Source organism: Pseudoclavibacter sp. VKM Ac-2867 (assembly GCF_015351275.1).
Taxonomy (GTDB): Bacteria; Actinomycetota; Actinomycetes; order Actinomycetales; family Microbacteriaceae; genus Pseudoclavibacter.
This window is the reverse complement of sequence record NZ_JADKSL010000008.1, coordinates 13,686-31,190: the sequence shown is the minus strand read 5'-3', so window position 1 is coordinate 31,190 and position 17,505 is coordinate 13,686. Positions and strand designations below refer to the sequence as shown.

The 17,505-nt window shown below is 68.4% G+C and carries 18 protein-coding genes; 4 read left to right on the top strand and 14 right to left on the bottom strand.

What is annotated here, in order from left to right; translation table 11 throughout:
* Nucleotides 1–72: 72 nt before the first annotated feature.
* Together ITJ67_RS09470 and ITJ67_RS09465 are read right to left on the bottom strand one after the other, a co-directional pair.
* Nucleotides 73–921: an oxygenase MpaB family protein gene (locus ITJ67_RS09470; RefSeq protein ID WP_194677449.1), complete on the bottom strand. Its 849-nt coding sequence runs from the start codon at nt 919–921 to the stop codon at nt 73–75.
* A 34-nt stretch (nt 922–955) separates the two neighbouring features.
* Nucleotides 956–1,363 (bottom strand): MarR family winged helix-turn-helix transcriptional regulator, encoded by a 408-nt coding sequence (locus ITJ67_RS09465; RefSeq protein ID WP_104242245.1) that lies wholly within the window; start codon nt 1,361–1,363, stop codon nt 956–958.
* Between the two features lie 89 nt (nt 1,364–1,452).
* On the opposite strand from ITJ67_RS09465, the gene ITJ67_RS09460 reads away from it, so the two are divergent.
* A complete protein-coding gene (locus ITJ67_RS09460) occupies nt 1,453–2,379 on the top strand; it encodes an SDR family NAD(P)-dependent oxidoreductase (RefSeq protein WP_194677448.1) in 927 nt (308 codons plus the stop codon).
* Between the two features lie 37 nt (nt 2,380–2,416).
* On the opposite strand, the gene ITJ67_RS09455 is transcribed toward ITJ67_RS09460, so the two are convergent.
* The gene (locus ITJ67_RS09455; RefSeq protein WP_323741434.1) at nt 2,417–3,130 is read right to left on the bottom strand and encodes an RraA family protein; all 714 of its coding nucleotides are present in this window, start codon (nt 3,128–3,130) and stop codon (nt 2,417–2,419) included.
* Nucleotides 3,131–3,237: 107 nt separating this feature from the next.
* Between ITJ67_RS09455 and ITJ67_RS09450 the strand changes: the two genes are divergently transcribed.
* Nucleotides 3,238–4,686, top strand: coding sequence for an alanine--tRNA ligase-related protein (locus ITJ67_RS09450; protein WP_160073986.1), 1,449 nt, complete (start codon nt 3,238–3,240; stop codon nt 4,684–4,686).
* On the top strand, nt 4,683–5,354 hold the full coding sequence (locus tag ITJ67_RS09445; protein ID WP_160073984.1) for a hypothetical protein: 672 nt from the start codon (nt 4,683–4,685) through the stop codon (nt 5,352–5,354). Before ITJ67_RS09450 ends, ITJ67_RS09445 begins: the two co-directional genes overlap by 4 nt.
* A gap of 54 nt (nt 5,355–5,408) precedes the next feature.
* Here ITJ67_RS09445 and ITJ67_RS09440 read toward each other — a convergent pair whose 3' ends face one another.
* The 6 genes from ITJ67_RS09440 to ITJ67_RS09415 all read right to left on the bottom strand — a co-directional run bounded on the left by ITJ67_RS09440 (nt 5,409) and on the right by ITJ67_RS09415 (nt 9,625).
* Nucleotides 5,409–6,065, bottom strand: coding sequence for a PadR family transcriptional regulator (locus ITJ67_RS09440; RefSeq protein ID WP_160073982.1), 657 nt, complete (start codon nt 6,063–6,065; stop codon nt 5,409–5,411).
* 114 nt (nt 6,066–6,179) lie between these two features.
* Entirely contained in the window at nt 6,180–6,605 is a 426-nt protein-coding gene (locus tag ITJ67_RS09435) for an NUDIX hydrolase (protein ID WP_201297722.1), read from the bottom strand.
* A 58-nt stretch (nt 6,606–6,663) separates the two neighbouring features.
* Nucleotides 6,664–8,142: a S1C family serine protease gene (locus ITJ67_RS09430; protein WP_194677447.1), complete on the bottom strand. Its 1,479-nt coding sequence runs from the start codon at nt 8,140–8,142 to the stop codon at nt 6,664–6,666.
* 69 nt (nt 8,143–8,211) lie between these two features.
* On the bottom strand, nt 8,212–8,508 hold the full coding sequence (locus ITJ67_RS09425; protein ID WP_160073978.1) for a hypothetical protein: 297 nt from the start codon (nt 8,506–8,508) through the stop codon (nt 8,212–8,214).
* Nucleotides 8,505–9,080, bottom strand: a complete 576-nt coding sequence (locus tag ITJ67_RS09420) for a hypothetical protein (protein WP_194677446.1) — start codon at nt 9,078–9,080, stop codon at nt 8,505–8,507. The genes ITJ67_RS09425 and ITJ67_RS09420 overlap by 4 nt, the downstream gene beginning before the upstream one ends.
* Nucleotides 9,077–9,625, bottom strand: a complete 549-nt coding sequence (locus ITJ67_RS09415; protein WP_160073974.1) for an RNA polymerase sigma factor — start codon at nt 9,623–9,625, stop codon at nt 9,077–9,079. Before ITJ67_RS09415 ends, ITJ67_RS09420 begins: the two co-directional genes overlap by 4 nt.
* Nucleotides 9,626–9,861: 236 nt before the next feature.
* On the opposite strand from ITJ67_RS09415, the gene ITJ67_RS09410 reads away from it, so the two are divergent.
* Nucleotides 9,862–11,364: an APC family permease gene (locus tag ITJ67_RS09410; protein WP_160073972.1), complete on the top strand. Its 1,503-nt coding sequence runs from the start codon at nt 9,862–9,864 to the stop codon at nt 11,362–11,364.
* 77 nt (nt 11,365–11,441) lie between these two features.
* Here the strand turns inward: ITJ67_RS09410 and ITJ67_RS09405 are convergent, their stop codons facing one another.
* The 5 genes from ITJ67_RS09405 to ITJ67_RS09385 all read right to left on the bottom strand — a co-directional run bounded on the left by ITJ67_RS09405 (nt 11,442) and on the right by ITJ67_RS09385 (nt 17,417).
* Nucleotides 11,442–12,893 carry a glyceraldehyde-3-phosphate dehydrogenase gene (locus tag ITJ67_RS09405; protein ID WP_160073970.1) on the bottom strand — a complete coding sequence of 484 codons (1,452 nt, stop codon included), beginning with the start codon at nt 12,891–12,893 and terminating at the stop codon, nt 11,442–11,444.
* 199 nt (nt 12,894–13,092) lie between these two features.
* Nucleotides 13,093–14,640, bottom strand: a complete 1,548-nt coding sequence (gene der / locus ITJ67_RS09400) for a ribosome biogenesis GTPase Der (RefSeq protein ID WP_104242269.1) — start codon at nt 14,638–14,640, stop codon at nt 13,093–13,095.
* Nucleotides 14,633–15,424 (bottom strand): (d)CMP kinase, encoded by a 792-nt coding sequence (cmk, locus tag ITJ67_RS09395; RefSeq protein WP_194677445.1) that lies wholly within the window; start codon nt 15,422–15,424, stop codon nt 14,633–14,635. Before cmk ends, der begins: the two co-directional genes overlap by 8 nt.
* Entirely contained in the window at nt 15,421–16,515 is a 1,095-nt protein-coding gene (locus ITJ67_RS09390; protein WP_160073966.1) for a prephenate dehydrogenase, read from the bottom strand. The genes cmk and ITJ67_RS09390 overlap by 4 nt, the downstream gene beginning before the upstream one ends.
* Complete coding sequence (locus tag ITJ67_RS09385; RefSeq protein ID WP_160074370.1) at nt 16,512–17,417, bottom strand: pseudouridine synthase; 906 nt, start codon at nt 17,415–17,417, stop codon at nt 16,512–16,514. Before ITJ67_RS09385 ends, ITJ67_RS09390 begins: the two co-directional genes overlap by 4 nt.
* Nucleotides 17,418–17,505: the final 88 nt, after the last annotated feature.

Below are 17,505 nucleotides of genomic sequence, written 5' to 3'. Positions count from 1 at the left end.
ACTGTGCGCGCCCTGGGTCTCGCACGCGAGCTCGCGGGGCGAGCGTGGGCACGGCGACGGTGCCCGCGTCCGTCACACCAGCGGGCGGTCGCGGCGGATGCGCCAGCGCACGTCGGCCAGCAGCAGCCGGTACACGAGGCCGGAGGCGGCGAGCGGGAGCACTCGCTCGATTCGCACGAAGACGGCGCGCTGCCGCCGGAACCAGGCCTCGTCCGCCGGCGTCCACCTGACGCGGAGCGCGCGCCGGAACTCGGGCGGCAGGAAGCCGACCGTGAGCCGCTGATGCCAGGCCCGCATCCGCTCTGGGAGCACCGCCGCGGCGAATTCGAGCCTGGCGATGTCGAGCAGGTAGCTGCGCACCTCGTCGTCGATGCGCAGCTTCGTGAGCTCGCCGCGCCAGTACTCCTCGAAAGCGGCGGTGCTGTCCGGCCACGCGCTCGGCGGCATCTGCAGGGTGGTCCCGAAGACGCGCCCTTCGAGCAGGAAGCGCTCTGCGGATGCGCCGGCCTGTGGTCCTTCGACGAGCTCGAGTACGTCGCGGGAGCCCACGAACAGGCATGCCGCGACCCAGCGCTGCAGATCGACGCGGAGGGCCGAGTACTCCTCGGTGGCTCGCGGGTCACGGTCGGAGCGCACCTTCGCGTGCTGCCGCGTGACCGCCCTGCGGTACGCGCGGCGCTCCTCCACGGTGCCGAGGACGGCCACGGCGAGGTAGCTCAGGGTCGTCCTGGTGCGCTTGATGGGGTGCACGTCGAGGCGCCCACTGGTGACGCGGCTGTGCGCGACCCCCTGCCCGACGGCGGGGTTGGAGAGCTGCATGATGACGTTCGCGGCCCCCATGGCCAGGGCGAGCAGGCGAGAGCTGCGTGGGAGCTCGACGCACACGAGTTCGTCGACGGAGGCGGCGGTCCACGTCTCCATCAGTCGATCCCCCGCTCGGGGGCTGAGGAAGTGGTCACGCGTCGTGGGAGGTCAGGCTCTTCGCGATGGCCTTCAGCTCGGTGCTGCTGCAGCCGGCGAGGGGCGATGCGCGCTTGAGCGCTGCGATCGCGAGCTTCCGCACCCGCTTGCCCTCGGTGGTCAGCGTCAGCACCCGCGAGCGTCGGTCGTGCTCGCTCTCCCGGCGCTCGACGAGGCCGCGGTCGACGAGGCGGTCGGAGACGAAGGTGAGGTTCGAGGCGTTGCAGTGCAGCTTGGTCGCGAGCTCTTTCATCGCGGGGGGCTGCGCGTCCGGATCGATCGCCCAGAGCGCCTGCGCGGTCGGGAAGGTGAGCCCGAGCGCTTCGAGTTCCCGCTCAGCAGCCACATTGGTGCTCTGCGCGGTTTCGTAGACGGCACGCATCGCCCGTTCCAGCGAATCCATATTCAGTACCTTACGCCACGGAAATATTTCAGCAATCGAAGCGTTGTACTCTGAGTCTCGAAACGTTCGAGGCTTGAAGGAGTGTGACGATGAAGACCTTCGCCATCACCGGTGCCACGCAGGGTGTCGGCTACTTCGCCGCGGAAGAGCTCGCACGCCGCGGCCACCACGTAGTGCTGCTCGGGCGCAGCATCGAGAAACTCAATACGGCCCTGATCTCCATCACCGAGCAGGTGCCGGATGCGAGCACGAGCCGCATCGTCCTCGACCTCACGTCGAGCGAGTCCATCGCGGGCGCGGCCGCTTCGCTGAGCTCCCGCGAGCGCCTCGACGGGGTGCTGCTGAACGCCGCGCACATGGCTCCAGGAACGCAGCGCGAGCACGATGCCGCCGGTCGCGAGCTCACGATGTCGACCAACCACCTTGGCCATTTCGAGTTCACGGCTCAGCTCATGGATGCGCTGGTCGCCCCGAAGCCCGCAGCCCACGGCGATGCGACGGAGATCAGCCGGGTGGTGGCCGTCGGCAGCCTCGCGACCCGCATCTACCCGTTCGATCTCGAGGATTGGCAGAGCACGCACCTGTACGAGCCGCGCCGCGCGTACGCCGCGTCGAAGCACGCGCTCGAGATGTTCACGTTCGAGCTCGATCGTCGCCTGCGAGCAGCCGGCGCACCCGCGGAGGCGCTGGTCATCGACCCGGGCATTCCCGTCAACGGGGCAACCCCGGTGCGCACGGGCGTGAACGAGCCGACCGCCTGGCAGCGCTTCGCGTCGCGCCTCGCCGGGCCATTCGCTCACGGCAAGCATCGGGCTGCGGCCATCGCCGTGCACGCACTGACGAGCGACACGGTCGCCGGCGGCGACTACCTCGGACCGGCGCGCACCGTGCGCGGTGCCCCTGTGAAGCTGGACAAGCCGACCACGCAGCGCGACCGTGAGCGGGCCGAGCGCCTGTGGCAGCTGAGCGAGGAGTCGACCTCCGCGACGTTTCGCCTGAGCGAGACGGTCGCCTAGGTCTCAGCGAGGCGGTCGCCGAGGAAGCTACGAGAGCTCACACGCTACCGGCGTCGCCGGTCCGGGCGAGATGCTCGTCCAGCGTGAGCTCCGGCTCGGTCCGGCGCGCCCGCTGGTAGGCGGAGAACTGCACCTGCTGGCGGAGAGTCGTGCCGAAGCGGATGCTCGTGGCTCGCGAGCGCTCGGCGTCCCTGAGCTGCAGGGCGTGCATGAGCACCTCGTTGGCCCGATCTCCAGGCACGAAGACGACCCCGTCCTCGTCACCGAAGACGACGTCGCGCGTGCGCACGGTGTGCTCCCCGAATTCCGCGGACGAGAACGTGCTGCGCCGACGCTCGTCGAGGCGCGCGGGCCCCGCCGACAGCGAGCCCAGACTGAACACCGGAAGACCCGCGCGACGGACCTCGCGCGTGTCCCGGTGCAGTCCCCAGATGACGATGCCCGCGAGCCCCGCCGCCTTCGCCTCGAGCACGATGAGGCCGCCGACGCAGCTCTCGTCGGTGCGGCCCTGGTTGTCGACGACCAGCACGTCGCCGGGGTGCGCCCGATCCATGGCCTCGAGGAGGACGTCGACGCTGCCGAAGTGGCGAACGAGAAGGCAGCGCCCCGCGAGTCGCGGCGCATCCTCCGACACGCACCTCACCGCGGCGGGCCCGCAGCGCACCGCCACCCCGGCCCGCACGCACCCGTCGGCGACGTGCGCGGTCGACAGCCCCGTCGCACCGGTCCACAATTGCGCGATCTCCTGCACAGACGACTCCCCTGAACCTCACTCGAGCACTCGTCTCCGAGTGCCTGAACGCCCCCACGTTCGGCGAGATCACGATACGACATCCGGAGTTGTGAAACACTCTCCACATGGACGCGCATGAGATTCGCAATGCCTACCTCGACTACCAGGAGCGACTCGGGCACGTCAGGATCGACAGAGCCCCGCTGATCCCCCGCGGGGACGGGTCGACGCTCTTCACCGGGAGCGGTATGCAGGCCCTTCTGCCCTACCTTCTCGGCGAAGACCACCCAGCCGGAACGCGCCTCACCGACAGCCAGCCCTGCGTGCGCGCGCAGGACATCGAGGACGTCGGCGACAACCGCCACACGACGTTCTTCGAGATGCTCGGCAACTGGAGCCTCGGCGACTACTTCAAGGCGGAGCAGATCCCCGCATTCCTGTCGTTCCTCGTCGACGAGGTCGGCATCGACCCGAACCGTCTCTACGTGACCGCGTTCATCGGCGACGAGGCCGCGGGCATCCCGCGGGACGACGAGGCCGCCCGCATCTGGCAGGCCGCCTTCGCGGAGCGCGGGATCGAAGCCGGCATCGTCGAGATGGGGAGCCAGGCGGACGGCGACGCCCGCGGCGTCAACCCTGGCGAGCGCATCTTCTTCTACGACGGCAGCGAGAACTGGTGGTCACGTGGCGGATCGCTCGAGGCGACCCCCATCGGAGACCCTTGCGGCCCCGACAGCGAGGTCTTCTACGACTTCGGACCTGAGAATCACGACCCCTCGTACGGTCGCGCGCACCCGGCGAGCGACAGCGGCCAGTTCATGGAGATCGGCAACCAGGTCTTCATGCAGTACCGGCGCGTCGAAGACGGCTCCTTCGTCGAGCTCGAACGACGCAACGTCGACTTCGGCGGTGGACTCGAGCGCATCGCCGCGGCAGCGATCCACTCCCCCGACGTTTTCCGGATCTCGCTCCTGCGCCCGATCGTCGAGCAGATCGAGCAGCTGAGCGGCAAGAGCTACGAAGAGCACACGCTCTCGATGCGCATCATCGCCGACCACCTGCGCGGGGCGACGTTCCTGGCGGTTGACGGAGTCGTGCCGTCGAACAAGGAGCAGGGGTACGTCATGCGCCGCCTCGTGCGTCGCGCGATCCGAGAGGCCCTCATCCTCGGTATCTCCGAGAACTTCTTCGCGGAGCTCGTGCCGACGATCGCCGACCTCTACGTGGATGACTACCCGGAGGTGCGCGAGCGCCGAGACGAAGTCGTCGCGGTGCTCGTCAAGGAAGAGCGCTCGTTCCGGCGCACGCTCAAGGGCGGCCTCAAGGCGCTCGCTGCGTACAAGGGGTCGACCCTCACCGGCGCCGACGTGTTCCTGCTCTCCGACACGCACGGCTTCCCGCGTGAGCTGAGCGTCGAGGAAGCCAGGCGACAGGGCATCGACGTCGATGTGGCCTGGGAGGCGGAGTTCCTGGAAGCTCTCGAGGAGCAGCGAGCCCGCTCCCGCGGAGCCACGAAGCTCGGCGCGGCTGGACTCCCGCACCAGGAGTCTCAGGCTCCCAAGGGCCAGGGATGATGTTCCGCTGGCGCCGCAAAGCACGGACAGCTTCCACGAGTCAGCAGACGAAGCCCAAGAAGAAGACCGGACTGCCGCCGGTCATCTTCCCTGAGCTCTCGGAGGCCATCGACGATGGCCTGCTGCTGGCGATGCGCATCGTGCGTCTCGACGTGAAGAACTCGATCATCAAGCGGACCGTCGGCGAGAAGGTGCCGTTCGCTGCCGCCGACTATCGCGAGGCGGCGAACGCCTCGCTCGACCGGGTCCTCAAGGAGCTGCGGTACTCGGCTGAGCGCGTGGCCGGGGTTCGGGACCGCGCGCGACCAGGCAGGTCGCTGAGCGCCCACGACTACCGGCACGCGGACATCGAGACGCTGAGCTTCCGCGAGCGGGCCTCGCAGGCGGTGAGCGAGCGCATCGAAGCGGATCGCGAGGACGACGCGTTCATCGACGGGCTGATCGAGCAGGCACGAGCCGATGCGTGGACCGAGATCTCGTCGCACATCGAGCACGAGCTGCTCGACCCGTGGTCGAAGGGCAGTCCGCGGATGCAGCTGCCGAACTCGCCAGAGGACGACCCGGAACGCGGAGATCGCTTCGACGACCTCGAGAAGGAGCTGCGGAAGCTGGCGCGCGAGGCGAAGATCCAGGAGCGACGCGAGTCCAAGCAGCGCGACCGCTCCTGACCTTCGCCCTCCGGCGCCGCGGGTGGGCGCTCTTGGCCGTCGGCATCCGCGCCGCTACTTGGCGAGGATCGTGTAGAGCGCCTTGCGGGCGTCGTCAAGGACCTTGGTGGCTTCCTGCTGCTGCTCCTCGCTCGCACCGAGCCGGAACTGCTGCATGACGCCCATGAACTGCATGGCCGATTCGCGAAGGCTGCTCGCGGACTCTGACATCCCGGCGACGCCTCGCCAGCCCTGCTCGAGTTCCTCGGCGTGCTCGGCCACGTAGGTGCGGCCCGATTCGCTGAGCTCGAAGACCGGCTTCTTCTCAGTGCCGCCCTGCTCGATGAGGTCTTCGTCGACGAGCTGCTGCAGCGTCGGGTAGACGGAGCCGGGGCTTGGGCGCCAGACGCCGTCGGTCTTCTCTGCGATGCCCTTGATGAGGCCGTAGCCGTTGGAGGGGCCTTCCGCGAGGAGAGAGAGGATGGCGGCGCGGACGTCGCCCTTGCCTGCACGGCGGTGGCCGCGTGGGCCGAACTTCGGGCCGAAGCCTGGACCGTGGCCGGCCCCAGGCCCGAATCCGGGACCGAATCCTCGTCCCGGGCCGAATCCGTGCGAGAAGCGACGGACGCGCTCGTCCTGTGCGGCCTCATGGCCGAACCCTCGGCCCTGTTCGTGGGAGCGGCCTCGGTCTGCGTCGAACGGGTGGTGGTTGTGGGTGAAGTGCTTGCGCATGGTGAACCTTTCTGCCGGAGCTGCACCTTGCAACTCCGATAGCTCGACGATATATCGGAGAAGAGTCGCTGTCAAGCGATATATCGGAGAATGTTCTAGCGGTTCGGGAAGCGCTCAGCCACGCGCGTCGCGGCGCCTCCGAAGCTCGGGCATGACGCACTCACTGAGCAACGGCGCGAGGTCGGCCAGGTCGGCTCCCGGCGACGGGTACGCGTCCACCCAGCGCAGCTCCGCGATCTCGGCGCGAGCCCGTGGCGTCCCGGTCAGCTCAGCCAGGTACACCGTGCCGATCAGGCCGGTCGCCGCCTCGTTCGCGGCCGCGGTCCTCCACTCCCCGAGGAGCGTCACGTCGGCGTCGTCGAGCACGATCCCCACCTCTTCCTCGATCTCGCGAAGAGCCGCCGCCTTCGGCGACTCCCCCGGTTCGAGCTTCCCACCGGGGAGCATGAACTTCGTCGTCCCGCGTTTGCGGACCGTGAGCACCTGCCCCTCGGAATCCTCGAAGCAGATGGCGGCGACAGTCAGCACAGAAGCGGGCACGCACCAAGGATAGGTGCGTGCCCGCTGGCGCCGAAAGGAGGCGTCGCCGTTCTTGCCGTTACTGCCCGAGCTCGCCCACCGTGACCCGGACCGTCTGCTCCTGGCCGCCGCGCATCAGCACGGCTTCGACCTGCGTTCCCGGCTCGAGGGCACGGATCTGGGCCGTCAGGTCCGTCGAGCTGGAGACGCGATGTCCACCGAACGAGGTGATCACGTCACCCGCCTGGATGCCGGCCTGCGCCGCTGGGCCTCCTGCGGTGAGCTGCGTCACGTAGGCCCCCGCCACACTCGAGTCCGCCGCCGTCGGGTCGCTGACGCTCGCTCCGAGGAACCCGTGCGAGACGGCGCCGCTCGAGATGAGCTGCTCCGCCACCCGCTTCACGAGGTTCGATGGCAGCGAGAAGCCGACGCCGATGTTGCCGGACGCGCCACTGCTGCTGCCGGCGCCAGCGATCGCCACGTTGATGCCGATGAGGGCACCGTCCTGGTTGACCAGCGCGCCACCGGAATTGCCCGGGTTGATGGCGGCATCGGTCTGGATGACCGGGAGAGCGACGGAGGACGAGCCCTGGGTGCTCGTCTGCCCCTCGGACGAGTTCGGGTCGCCGCGCCAGAAGTTGTACGGGCTTTCTTCCTGGGTGCCGTCAGACTGGACCTCCTCCGGGACCGCGGAGGAGCTGACGAGGATGCCACGGTCGAGGGCGCTCACGACGCCCTCGGTCACCGAGTCGGAGAGACCGAGCGGAGCCCCGATGGCGACGGCGACATCGCCCACATTGAGCGAGTCGGAGTCAGCGAACGTGATGGGGGTCAGCGACGTGTCCTCGACCTTGATGATCGCGAGATCGAGCACGGGGTCGCCGGCGACGAGGGTCGCCGGCAGCAGGCGGCCGTCGCTCGTCTGGACGGAGAGCTCCGCGTTGCCGGTGGCGCCGTCGATCGTCGCGACGTGGTTGTTCGTGACGATGTACCCGGAACCGTCGACGACGACACCAGAGCCGCTCGCCCCCGTCTGACCGGAGGATGCGGAGATCGTGACGACGCTCGGGGAGGCCACCGCGGCGATGCTCGTCACGAGCGTCGCGTCCTGGGGGTTGTTGACCGTGATCGACTGCGAGCTGGACGACCCTGCCGCCACCTGAGATGAGCCGAAGCCGCCGACGACGGCTCCGCCAACGCCTCCACCGACGACGCCGCCGACAAGGAGGCCCGCGGTGAGGAGCGCGACCGTGCCGAAGCGGCGCTTGCGGGGCTTCGGGGCCTGAGCCGTCGCCTGCGAACCCGCCGGACCGAAGCTGTTCGACGGGTACTCGGCGCCCGCGTAGTCAGGGGTCGAGTACTGGGGCGCGGAATAGTCCTGGTACTGGGGCGCCTGGTAGCCGGCCGGCGCGTACTGACCGGGCTGGTACGGGCCGGAGGAGTACTGCGGCGCGAAGGCGTGCGACTGCGAGGACGAGGACGGCTGCTGAGCGGAGGACTCGAGGTGCGGCTTGGCGCCGTCCTGCGGGTTCGTTTCCGGGAAGGAGGGGGTGGACATGTGTGGTTCCTTTCGACACCACTGAGCATCCAACCCGGGGCTATGGCCTTCCTATGGCGAAGCTGTGGCTCAGCTTCGACCCGCGAGCGCGTGCACCCTGATCCGAACACGCACCACGGATCCGGGCGGAAGCTCGGCGAGCGCAGCCGCCTTGATGCGCTCGGCGAGACCTTCCAGGATCTGCGCTTGAGGGATAGACGCCTCGACGCGCACCCGGACGGCGACGGTCGTGGCGTCGCCCGACGTGCCGACCTCAACGTGCAGCGATCCCAGATGGATGCTCGTGATGGGCAGGAGCTCAACCACCCCTGGGGCACCGATGGTCGCCGCCTCGACGGCTTCGGCGATTCGCTCGCGGTCGATCATTCGGCGCTCCTCACGTCGGCGATGACGATGTCGATGCCGGTGACCTGCAGGGTCGTGTGGACGGCGAGCGCCTCGGCGATCGCCTCCCGAACGCGGTCGGCCAGCGGATGCAGCGGCCTCAAGCCAAGAACCGTGACAGAGACCGTGAGGTGCACGGGCGCACCCGGCTCAGTCACGTCGCCGTCGAGGACGCAGCGGCCGATCAGGACGCCGTCCATGGCATCCCCCGTGCGCCGGACGATCTCGCGCACGACGCCCTCGCTCTGCGAGAACTCGAACTCGGGCTCGACCGAGGTGAGCGGAATCTCGCGGCCTGCACGAGCATCCATCGCGATGCCACGCAGCATCGACTGCAGCCACGCTCCGCTCGGCCCTGGTGTCGCTGCCGACTCGGCTTCGATGAGGTCGTGGGAGGCGCGCGTGACGCGTTCGAGGGCTTCGAGCGCTCGCTCGCACTCCGGGTCGCTCTCGATGTCGGCGTTGTAGGGCACGCGACCGGCTTCCAGGTACTCGGAGAGCTGCGTGAGGGTATACCCCGCAGCGCCGATGGTCGGTTCGTCGTCTTCGCTCATGCCCATTCCTCCATTCCACGCAGCAGCGCGAGCCTGGCCCGCGACAGGGCCCCTCGCACCGTCGAGGTGTTCGTTTCGAGCTGTTCGGCGATCTCGGCGTAGGTGAAGCCCGCCGTCTCCTTGAGGACCCAGCACTGACGCTGGAGCTCAGGAAGCGTGCCGAGTATTCGGGATGCGGCATCGAGCTTGGCGTTCAACTCGAGCTGCGCCGACGGCCCGAGATCCTTCGCGGCAGGCGCCTCGACGTCGTCGATGTCCTGCTCGAACTTTCTCTTCCTGAGCAGGTCGGTCGCCTTGCGAGCCGCGATCTGCACGAGCCACGCGCGCACAGCGCTGGGCTCGCGGAGGAGGTCGAGTCGCTTCCAGGCGACGATGCAGGCGTCCTGCACCGCATCTTCGGCGTCCGCGCGGGATGAGAGCAGACGGATCGCGGTGGCGATCATGAGCCCCCAGTGGCGACGGATGAGCACCTCGAACGCGCGCTGGTCACCGTCTCTGGCGCGGGCGACGAGCAGCGCGTCCGGCGCCTCGGCGAGGTCAGGCATGTGGACCCTCCTTCGCGAAAACCAGTGGACCCGGCGGCTCCACTCGCGAGCAACCCTATGACACCCCTCCTCGCTGCTTCCTGCTAATGCCTGGTGCCCCGTGAGACCGCCAGCGAAAGCGGCGAATCAGGGCGTCGACCATCGTGTTTCCAACAGGTAAACTCCACTCGCGCGCGCGTACACACGCGCGCTTGCAAGAATCCTGGGGGAACTCCTTGAGCTTTTTCGAAAGCCTGATGCGAACGAAGAGCATCGAGGCATCACTTGCGGACTCGCACTCCGAGGGACGGTCGCTCAAGCGCTCCCTCGGCGTGTGGGACCTCGCCATCATGGGCGTCGCCGTTGCCGTCGGCGCCGGCATCTTCTCCGTCGGAGCGAAGGCGGCCGCCAACAACGCCGGCCCCTCGATCACGATCGGCTTCCTCCTGGCGGCGGTCACGTGCGGTCTCGCGATCATGGCGTACGCCGAGTTCGCGTCCTCGGTGCCCGTCGCCGGCTCCGCGTACACGTTCACGTACGCGACACTCGGAGAGCTGCTCGCGTGGATCATCGGCTGGGACCTCATCCTCGAGATGCTCTCCGCCTCCGCCGTCATCGCCAGCTACTGGGGCGTGTACCTGCAGGAGGTCGTCAACATCTGGGGCTGGGACATCCCACCGAAGCTCAGCATCTTCGGGCTCTTCGAGCTGAACTGGGCCGCGTTCTTCATCGTCGCCGTCCTCACGACGCTGCTCGCGCTCGGCACCAAGCTCTCCTCCCGCGTCAGCGCGGTCCTGACGATCCTGAAGGTCGCGACCGTCCTCTTCGTCATCGTCGTCGGCGCCTTCTTCGTCAACGTGAAGAACTACACGCCGTTCATCCCGCCGTCGCAGCCCGCGCAGGACTCGGGAGCGGATGCGTGGCACCAGTCGCTCTTCTCCTTCATGTCCGGCGCCGAGCCGAGCATGTACGGCGTCTTCGGCCTGCTCGCCGGCGCATCCATCGTGTTCTTCGCGTTCATCGGGTTCGACGTCGTCGCGACGAGCGCGGAAGAGGTCAAGAACCCCAAGAAGAACCTGCCCCGCGGTATCTTCCTCGGCCTCGCCATCGTGACCGTGCTCTACCTCTCGGTGAGCCTCGTCATCACGGGCATGGTCTCCTACACCGACCTCGCGGCCTCCGAGACTCCCTCGCTCGCGACGGCATTCGTGCTCGTGGGGGCCGACTGGGCCGCGCAGATCATCTCGATCAGCATTCTCCTCGGCTTCACGACGGTCATCCTCGTGCTCCTCATGGGCCTCGCCAGAGTGCTGTTCTCGATGAGCCGCGACGGGCTGCTCCCACGCTCGTGGAGCATCACGAGCGAGAAGCGCAAGACGCCGATCCGCCTGCAGATCGGCGTCGGCATCGCGGTCGCGCTCCTTGCGGGGCTCACGAACGTCGACTGGCTCGAGGAGATGATCAACATCGGCACGCTCTCCGCGTTTGTGCTCGTGAGCCTCTCCATCCTCGTGCTGCGCAAGAAGTACCCGAACCGTGAGCTGGCGTACCGCATGCCGTGGTCGCCGTTCCTGCCGATCCTCTCGGCAGTGCTGTGCTTCTGGCTCATGCTCAACCTGTCGACGCTCACCTGGCTGCGGTTCGCCATCTGGCTCGTCATCGGCCTCGCGGTCTACTTCCTCTACAGCCGCCGCAACTCGCGCCTCGGCAAGGAGCAGCACTCGCTCGCCGACACGCTGGGCTCCGGAGAGCTGAAGTAGCCGGCCCCTGCTCGCTGAGACGGCCCCGTCCACCTTCCGGTGGACGGGGCCGTCTCGCTGCGTGACGCGGCGTGGAGCTAGATCTGCGACAGCTCCTTGCGGTGCGGCACGATCGGGGGCTGCACGCCACCCAGCTGCTCGATGATGCGCACCACCTGCGTGGAGTAGCCGAACTCGTTGTCGTACCAGACGTACAGCACGAGGTTCTTGCCCTCGGCGATGGTCGCGAGCCCATCGACGATGCCAGCCCGGGTCGTGCCCACGAAGTCCGTGGAGACGACCTCGCTCGACTCGATGTAGTCGATCTGCTGACGGAGCACGGAGCTGAGCGAGATCTGACGGAGGAAGTCGTTCACCTCGCCGCGAGTCGTCGGACGCTCGAGCGTCAGGTTGAGCACCGCCATGGAGACGTCCGGCGTGGGAACGCGGATGGCGTTGCCGGTGAGCTTGCCCTCGAAGTGCGGGAGCGCCTTCGCGACCGCCTTCGCCGCCCCGGTCTCCGTGATGACCATGTTGAGTCCCGCGGCGCGTCCGCGGCGGTCTCCCTTGTGGAAGTTGTCGATGAGGTTCTGGTCGTTGGTGAACGAGTGCACCGTCTCGACGTGTCCGTGCACGACACCGTATCGCTCGTCGATGACCTTGAGGACGGGCGTGATCGCGTTGGTCGTGCAGGACGCCGCCGAGAGGATGCGGTCGTCGTCCGTGATGCCGGCGTTGTTGATGCCGTAGACGATGTTCTTGAGCTTGCCCTTGCCCGGCGCCGTCAGGAGCACCCGGCGCACGCCGGGGCTCTGGAGGTGCTGCGCGAGACCCTCGGCGTCGCGCCAGCGGCCCGTGTTGTCGACGACGATGGCATCCCGGATCCCGTACGAGGCGTAATCCACGGTGGCTGGGTCGTTCGAGTAGATGACCTTGATGACGGTGCCGTTGGCCTGGATCGTCGAGGCGGCCTGGTCGACGGAGATCGACCCCGCGAAGGCGCCGTGCACGGAGTCCCGTCGCAGCAGGCTCGCCCGCTTCTCGAGGTCGTTGTCGCTGCCCTTTCGCACGACGATGGCCCGGAGGCGCAGACCACGCCCGGTGCCGGCGTGCGAGATGATGATGCGGGCGAGCAGGCGACCGATGCGACCGAATCCGTAGAGGACGACGTCAGCGCCGGAGTCTGGCGAGCCGGTGCCGATGACCTCGAGGAGCTGATTCGCGAGGAAGGTGTCGAGGTCCTCCGACTGTGCCGCGAATCGGGTCGCGAGCTCGCCGAGATCGATCGAGGCGGTGCCGAGGTCGAACTCCTGCAGCCGCTCGAGGATGGGCAGCGTCGCGTCCAGTGACAGCTCGACATCGTTGATGCGGCGCGCGAAGCGGTGGGCCTTGATGATGTCGATCGCGGAAAGATTGATGAGGCGGTGACCATAGATGGAGGTCACGACGTTGCGGGTGCGGTAGAGGTTCCCGATGAGCGGGATCATCCGCTCGGCGATGCCGACTTTCTCCAGCCACTCGTGCTGCGTCTTCTCGGACTTTTCCATCATCGAATGGGACCCCTCAACGTCGAAAGTTCACGCCTGACAGCCAGGCTCACGAAAAATCCTACGGTTCTGCGCTGCCTGACGTGCGGGAATCCGGGTCGAGGGGCACCTCCGTATTCACAATGAGGAAAAAAGCGCCGATTTTGCCACGAGGGGCCCGTCCCGCAGCTGCGGAACGGGCCCCTCGGCGCTGGCGGACGCGCTAGCTGCGCTTCGCCCGCTTCTCGCGGACACGCATGTTCGTGATGATCGGCGAGCCCTCGAAGCCGTACACCTCGCGGAGTCGACGCTGGATGAAGCGACGGTAGCCAGGGTCGAGGAAGCCGGTCGTGAAGAGCACGAATGTCGGCGGACGCGTCTGCGCCTGGGTGCCGAACAGGATGCGCGGCTGCTTGCCACCACGGAGCGGGTGCGGGAACTCCGCCGTGAGCTCCGCGAGGAACGCGTTGAACTTGCCCGTCGGGATGCGCGTGTCCCATGAGTCGAGGGCCAGTTCGAGGGCCGGCACGAGCTTCTCGAGGTGGCGGCCGGTCTTGGCGGAGATGTTCACGCGCGGTGCCCAGGCGACGTGGGCGAGATCGCGTTCGACCTCACGCTCAAGCTGCCAGCGGCGTTCATCGTCGAGCATGTCCCACTTGTTGAAGGCGAGCACGAGTGCGCGCCCGGATTCGAGCACCAGGTCGATGATGCGCAGGTCCTGCACGTTGACGGCCTCGGTCACGTCGAGGACGACGACGGCGACCTCGGCCTTCTCGAGGGCTGCCGTCGTGCGCAGCGACGCGTAGAAGTCCGCGCCCTGCTGCAGGTGCACCCGACGCCGGATGCCCGCCGTGTCGACGAAGCGCCAGATCTTGCCGCCCAGCTCGACCTGCTCGTCGACGGGGTCGCGAGTGGTGCCGGCAAGGGAGTTGACGACGACACGCTCTTCGCCCGCGGCCTTGTTGAGGAGGCTCGACTTGCCGACGTTCGGGCGGCCCAGGATGGCGACGCGGCGGGGTCCGCCGATCTCCTCCTTCGCGACCTTGGAGACCTCGGGGAGGATCTCGATGACCTTGTCGAGGAGGTCAGCGACTCCGCGTCCGTGGACTGCCGAGACCGGCCATGGCTCGCCGAGCCCGAGGCTCCACAGCTGCGCCGCGTTCGGCTCCTGGACGGCGTCGTCGACCTTGTTCGCGACGAGGATGACGGGCCGGTCCGTCTTGCGGAGCAGCTTCACGACGTGCTCGTCCGTGGCGGTGGGGCCGACGTTCGCGTCGACGACGAAGAGCACGGCGTCAGCGAGTTCGACGGCGATCTCCGCCTGCTGGGCGACCGACAGGTCGATGCCCTTCGCGTCGGGCTCCCACCCGCCGGTGTCGACGATCGTGTACCAGCGGTTGTTCCACTCGGCCTTGTACGAGACGCGGTCGCGGGTCACGCCTGGCGTGTCCTCCACGACGGCCTCGCGGCGGCCGATGATGCGGTTGACGAGCGCGCTCTTGCCGACGTTGGGTCGGCCGACGACCGCGAGCACGGGAAGCGCTGGCAGGTACGTGATGGCGTCGCCGTCCTCGGAGGCGCCGAGGAGCACCTCGAGGTCGTCTTCCTCGAGCTCGTAGTCGTCGAGGCTCTGGCGCAGCGCGTTGGTGCGCTGCTCGACGACGGATTCGTCGAGCCCCTCGAGGCGCGAGACGAGCTCTTCGCCTCCTGCTGCGTCGAACTCATCGGAGGCCTGGGTGGCCTCGTCGTTGTTCCCTTGGTCGTCAGTCATCGTGACTCCTTCGTGTTGTCGTGTCTGACAGCGCGCTCGGGGCGGCTGCCAGCGACGGTGCTGTCGTCTGGTGCGAATCGGGCGCCGAGGCGACGATTCGCAGGAATTCCTCGACCGACTGCTCGAAGTCGAGCCTCGTCGTGTCGAGCACCGTGACGCCGTCGGCGGCCTCGGTGAAGTTGGTGACCTTGGCGTCGCGGGCATCGCGCGCTGAGACGGACGCTGCCACCGCAGAGACCGCCTCGCCCGCCTTCTCGCCGGCCCTGCGCGCGATGCGGACGGCCTCGTCCGCGGTCATGAGGATGCGCACGGGCGCATCCGTGGCCACGACCGTCGTGATGTCCCGACCTTCGGCGATGATGCCGGCAGCTGCCGTCTCGGCCATGGTGCTCCGGAAGAGCGCCGTGAGGGCCTCACGGGCCTCTGGCACCCGGGATACTCGCCAGACCTCGCCGGAGATGGCGGTGTCGCGGATGTGCTCCGAGACATCGGTCGCGCCCACGCGGACCCAGCGCTCGTCCGGGCTGTGCGAGATGCGGTACTCGGCGATGAAGGTCGGAAGGAGGGCGACGATCGCTGCGGTGTCGTCGAGGTCGCAGCCGCGCTCGATGACGAACCAGGTGAGCGCGCGGTAGGCGGCGCCTGTGTCCAGGTAGCTGAAGCGGAGGCGCCTCGCGCTCTCGCGGCACACGCTGGACTTGCCCGATCCTGCCGGGCCGTCGACGGCGACGACGAGGGGGCTGCCCCCGACGGGGGCGGCGAGCGGTGAGGTGGAGGCGCTCATGCGGCGATCCTCCACCCTCGCTGCTCGAGCTCTTCGACGAGCTTCGCCGTTGCCGATGGCACGACGGAGATGACGACGAGGCCCACGTTCGATGCCTGCGCGTGTTCCATCCGGAAGTCCTCGACGTTGACCTGCGCATCGCCCACATCGCCCATGAGGCGTGCGAGCTGGCCGGGCTTGTCGTCGATCATGACCGTGACGGAGTCGAACTCACGTCGAGAGGAGCCGTGCTTGCCTGGCAGGCGCGCGACGCCGGCGTTGCCGGTCGCGAGCTGTTCCGCGATGATGCGCCCGGAGCCGCGCTCCTGGCTGCGCTCGAGCGCGCCCGCGACCTTGTCGAGGTCGGCCTGCAGCTTGCGCAGCACCGCAGCAGTCGGAGCCGCGTTCGCGGTGAGGATCTGGGTCCACAGGACGGGGTCGCTCGAGGCGATCCTCGTGAGGTCTCTCAGCCCCTGGCCTGCGAGTGCGGTCGCGCCGTCCTCGTCGTCGACGAGGCGGGAGGCGAGCAGCGTGGAGACCAGCTGGGGGACGTGGGAGACGAGCGCGACGGCACGGTCGTGGTCGTGGGCCGTCATGGCGACGGGAGTCGCGCCGAGATCGAGCGCGAGGCCTTCGACCTCCTGCAGCGCGAAGACGCTCGTCTGCTCGTGGTGCGCGATGACCCACGGGCGCCCGACGAAGAGGTCGGCGCGGCCCGAGAGGGGTCCGCCCGTCTCGCGGCCGGCCATGGGATGCGAGCCGAGGTACCGGCTGATGTCGGCTCCCCGAGCGACGAGCTCGGCGAGCGGTGCCGACTTCACGCTCGCGACGTCGGTCACGATGGCGTCGGGCCAGCGCTCGAGCTCAGCCGCGACGACCTGCCCTGTCACGTCAGGCGGCACGCAGACCACGACGATTCGGGGTGGCTCTCCCCCGGCAGCATCAGCTGCGGGAGTTCCCGCGCCGTAGTCGACCGCGAGCTGCAGCACCGACGGCGAGATGTCGTCGAGCTGGACGTCGACGCCGAGCCTCCGGAGCGCGTGACCGACACTCGTGCCGAGCAGCCCGGCACCGACCACCCGCACCGGGGAGTTGGTTCGAGTTGGCGTCATCGACGACCTTTCGACTGGGCAGACGGCGCCTGCCGCGCGGTTCTCCCCTGCTTCGGCCCGCGCTCGGGGGCTGCTGACTGCGCGGGGGCACCGCTCTCGCGCTGCTCACCGGCTCGCCGGGCGAGCTTCAGGATGCGGCCGAGTTCCAGTGTAGTGAACTCGCGCATCTCGCCTTCGCGCAGCGTGCCGAGGTTCAACGGCCCGAAGCTCCGACGCACGAGCGCGCTGACGGGATGCCCGACCTCTTCGAGCATGCGACGCACGATGCGGTTGCGGCCAGAGTGCAGCACGATCTCGACGAGCGACGCCGTGTGGCTCGGCTGATCGGCGAGCAGCCTCGCACTGTCGGCCTTGATGAAGCCGTCTTCGAGTTCGAACCCCTGGCGAAGGCGCTGCAGGGCCTTCGCGGACACGCGCCCCTCGACGCGGGCGATGTACGTCTTCTCCACGCCGAAGGACGGGTGCGCGAGCACGTGCGCGAGTTCTCCGTCGTTCGTGAGGATCAGCAGGCCGCTCGTGTCGATGTCGAGCCTGCCGACGTTGTAGACCCGCTCCTCGAATTCGCTTGTGAACTCGCGAAGGTCCGGGCGGCCCTGCTCGTCGCGCATCGTCGAGACGACGCCTGTGGGCTTGTTGAGGAGGACGTAGCGCTTGCTCGGGTCGAGCTGGATGGGGGTCCCGTCCACCGCGACCTCGTCACGGTCTGGGAAGACGCGGCTCCCGAGTTCGGTCACGACGACCCCGTTGACCTCGATGCGTCCCTGCGTGATGTACTGCTCGCAGACACGACGGGAGGCGACGCCTGCCGCCGCGAGCGCCTTCTGCAGACGAACGCCGTCGTTGCGCTCCTCCACCGGGGCGACCTCGCGGCCGGGGAGCGGGATGTCGGCGAAATCGTCCATCGAGTAGCCGCCTTCCGGTCGCGCCTGTGCAGCCTGGCGGAGCGCCGCGGCTTCGTCGGCGGTGCGGTCGGTGTCGCCGTGGCGCGGT

What these genes read in the sequence shown, in the direction of transcription:
- ITJ67_RS09445 (WP_160073984.1), top strand. Translation starts at nt 4,683, where the DNA reads ATGATGTTCCGCTGGCGCCGCAAAGCACGGACAGCTTCCACGAGTCAG.
- ITJ67_RS09440 (WP_160073982.1), bottom strand. Translation starts at nt 6,065, where the DNA reads ATGCGCAAGCACTTCACCCACAACCACCACCCGTTCGACGCAGACCGA.
- ITJ67_RS09415 (WP_160073974.1), bottom strand. Translation starts at nt 9,625, where the DNA reads ATGCCTGACCTCGCCGAGGCGCCGGACGCGCTGCTCGTCGCCCGCGCC.
- cmk (WP_194677445.1), bottom strand. Translation starts at nt 15,424, where the DNA reads ATGAGCGCCTCCACCTCACCGCTCGCCGCCCCCGTCGGGGGCAGCCCC.
- ITJ67_RS09385 (WP_160074370.1), bottom strand. Translation starts at nt 17,417, where the DNA reads ATGGACGATTTCGCCGACATCCCGCTCCCCGGCCGCGAGGTCGCCCCG.
- ITJ67_RS09390 (WP_160073966.1), bottom strand. Translation starts at nt 16,515, where the DNA reads ATGACGCCAACTCGAACCAACTCCCCGGTGCGGGTGGTCGGTGCCGGG.
- ITJ67_RS09430 (WP_194677447.1), bottom strand. Translation starts at nt 8,142, where the DNA reads ATGTCCACCCCCTCCTTCCCGGAAACGAACCCGCAGGACGGCGCCAAG.
- ITJ67_RS09420 (WP_194677446.1), bottom strand. Translation starts at nt 9,080, where the DNA reads ATGAGCGAAGACGACGAACCGACCATCGGCGCTGCGGGGTATACCCTC.
- ITJ67_RS09425 (WP_160073978.1), bottom strand. Translation starts at nt 8,508, where the DNA reads ATGATCGACCGCGAGCGAATCGCCGAAGCCGTCGAGGCGGCGACCATC.
- ITJ67_RS09465 (WP_104242245.1), bottom strand. Translation starts at nt 1,363, where the DNA reads ATGGATTCGCTGGAACGGGCGATGCGTGCCGTCTACGAAACCGCGCAG.
- der (WP_104242269.1), bottom strand. Translation starts at nt 14,640, where the DNA reads ATGACTGACGACCAAGGGAACAACGACGAGGCCACCCAGGCCTCCGAT.
- ITJ67_RS09450 (WP_160073986.1), top strand. Translation starts at nt 3,238, where the DNA reads ATGGACGCGCATGAGATTCGCAATGCCTACCTCGACTACCAGGAGCGA.
- ITJ67_RS09410 (WP_160073972.1), top strand. Translation starts at nt 9,862, where the DNA reads ATGCGAACGAAGAGCATCGAGGCATCACTTGCGGACTCGCACTCCGAG.
- ITJ67_RS09405 (WP_160073970.1), bottom strand. Translation starts at nt 12,893, where the DNA reads ATGATGGAAAAGTCCGAGAAGACGCAGCACGAGTGGCTGGAGAAAGTC.
- ITJ67_RS09470 (WP_194677449.1), bottom strand. Translation starts at nt 921, where the DNA reads ATGGAGACGTGGACCGCCGCCTCCGTCGACGAACTCGTGTGCGTCGAG.
- ITJ67_RS09460 (WP_194677448.1), top strand. Translation starts at nt 1,453, where the DNA reads ATGAAGACCTTCGCCATCACCGGTGCCACGCAGGGTGTCGGCTACTTC.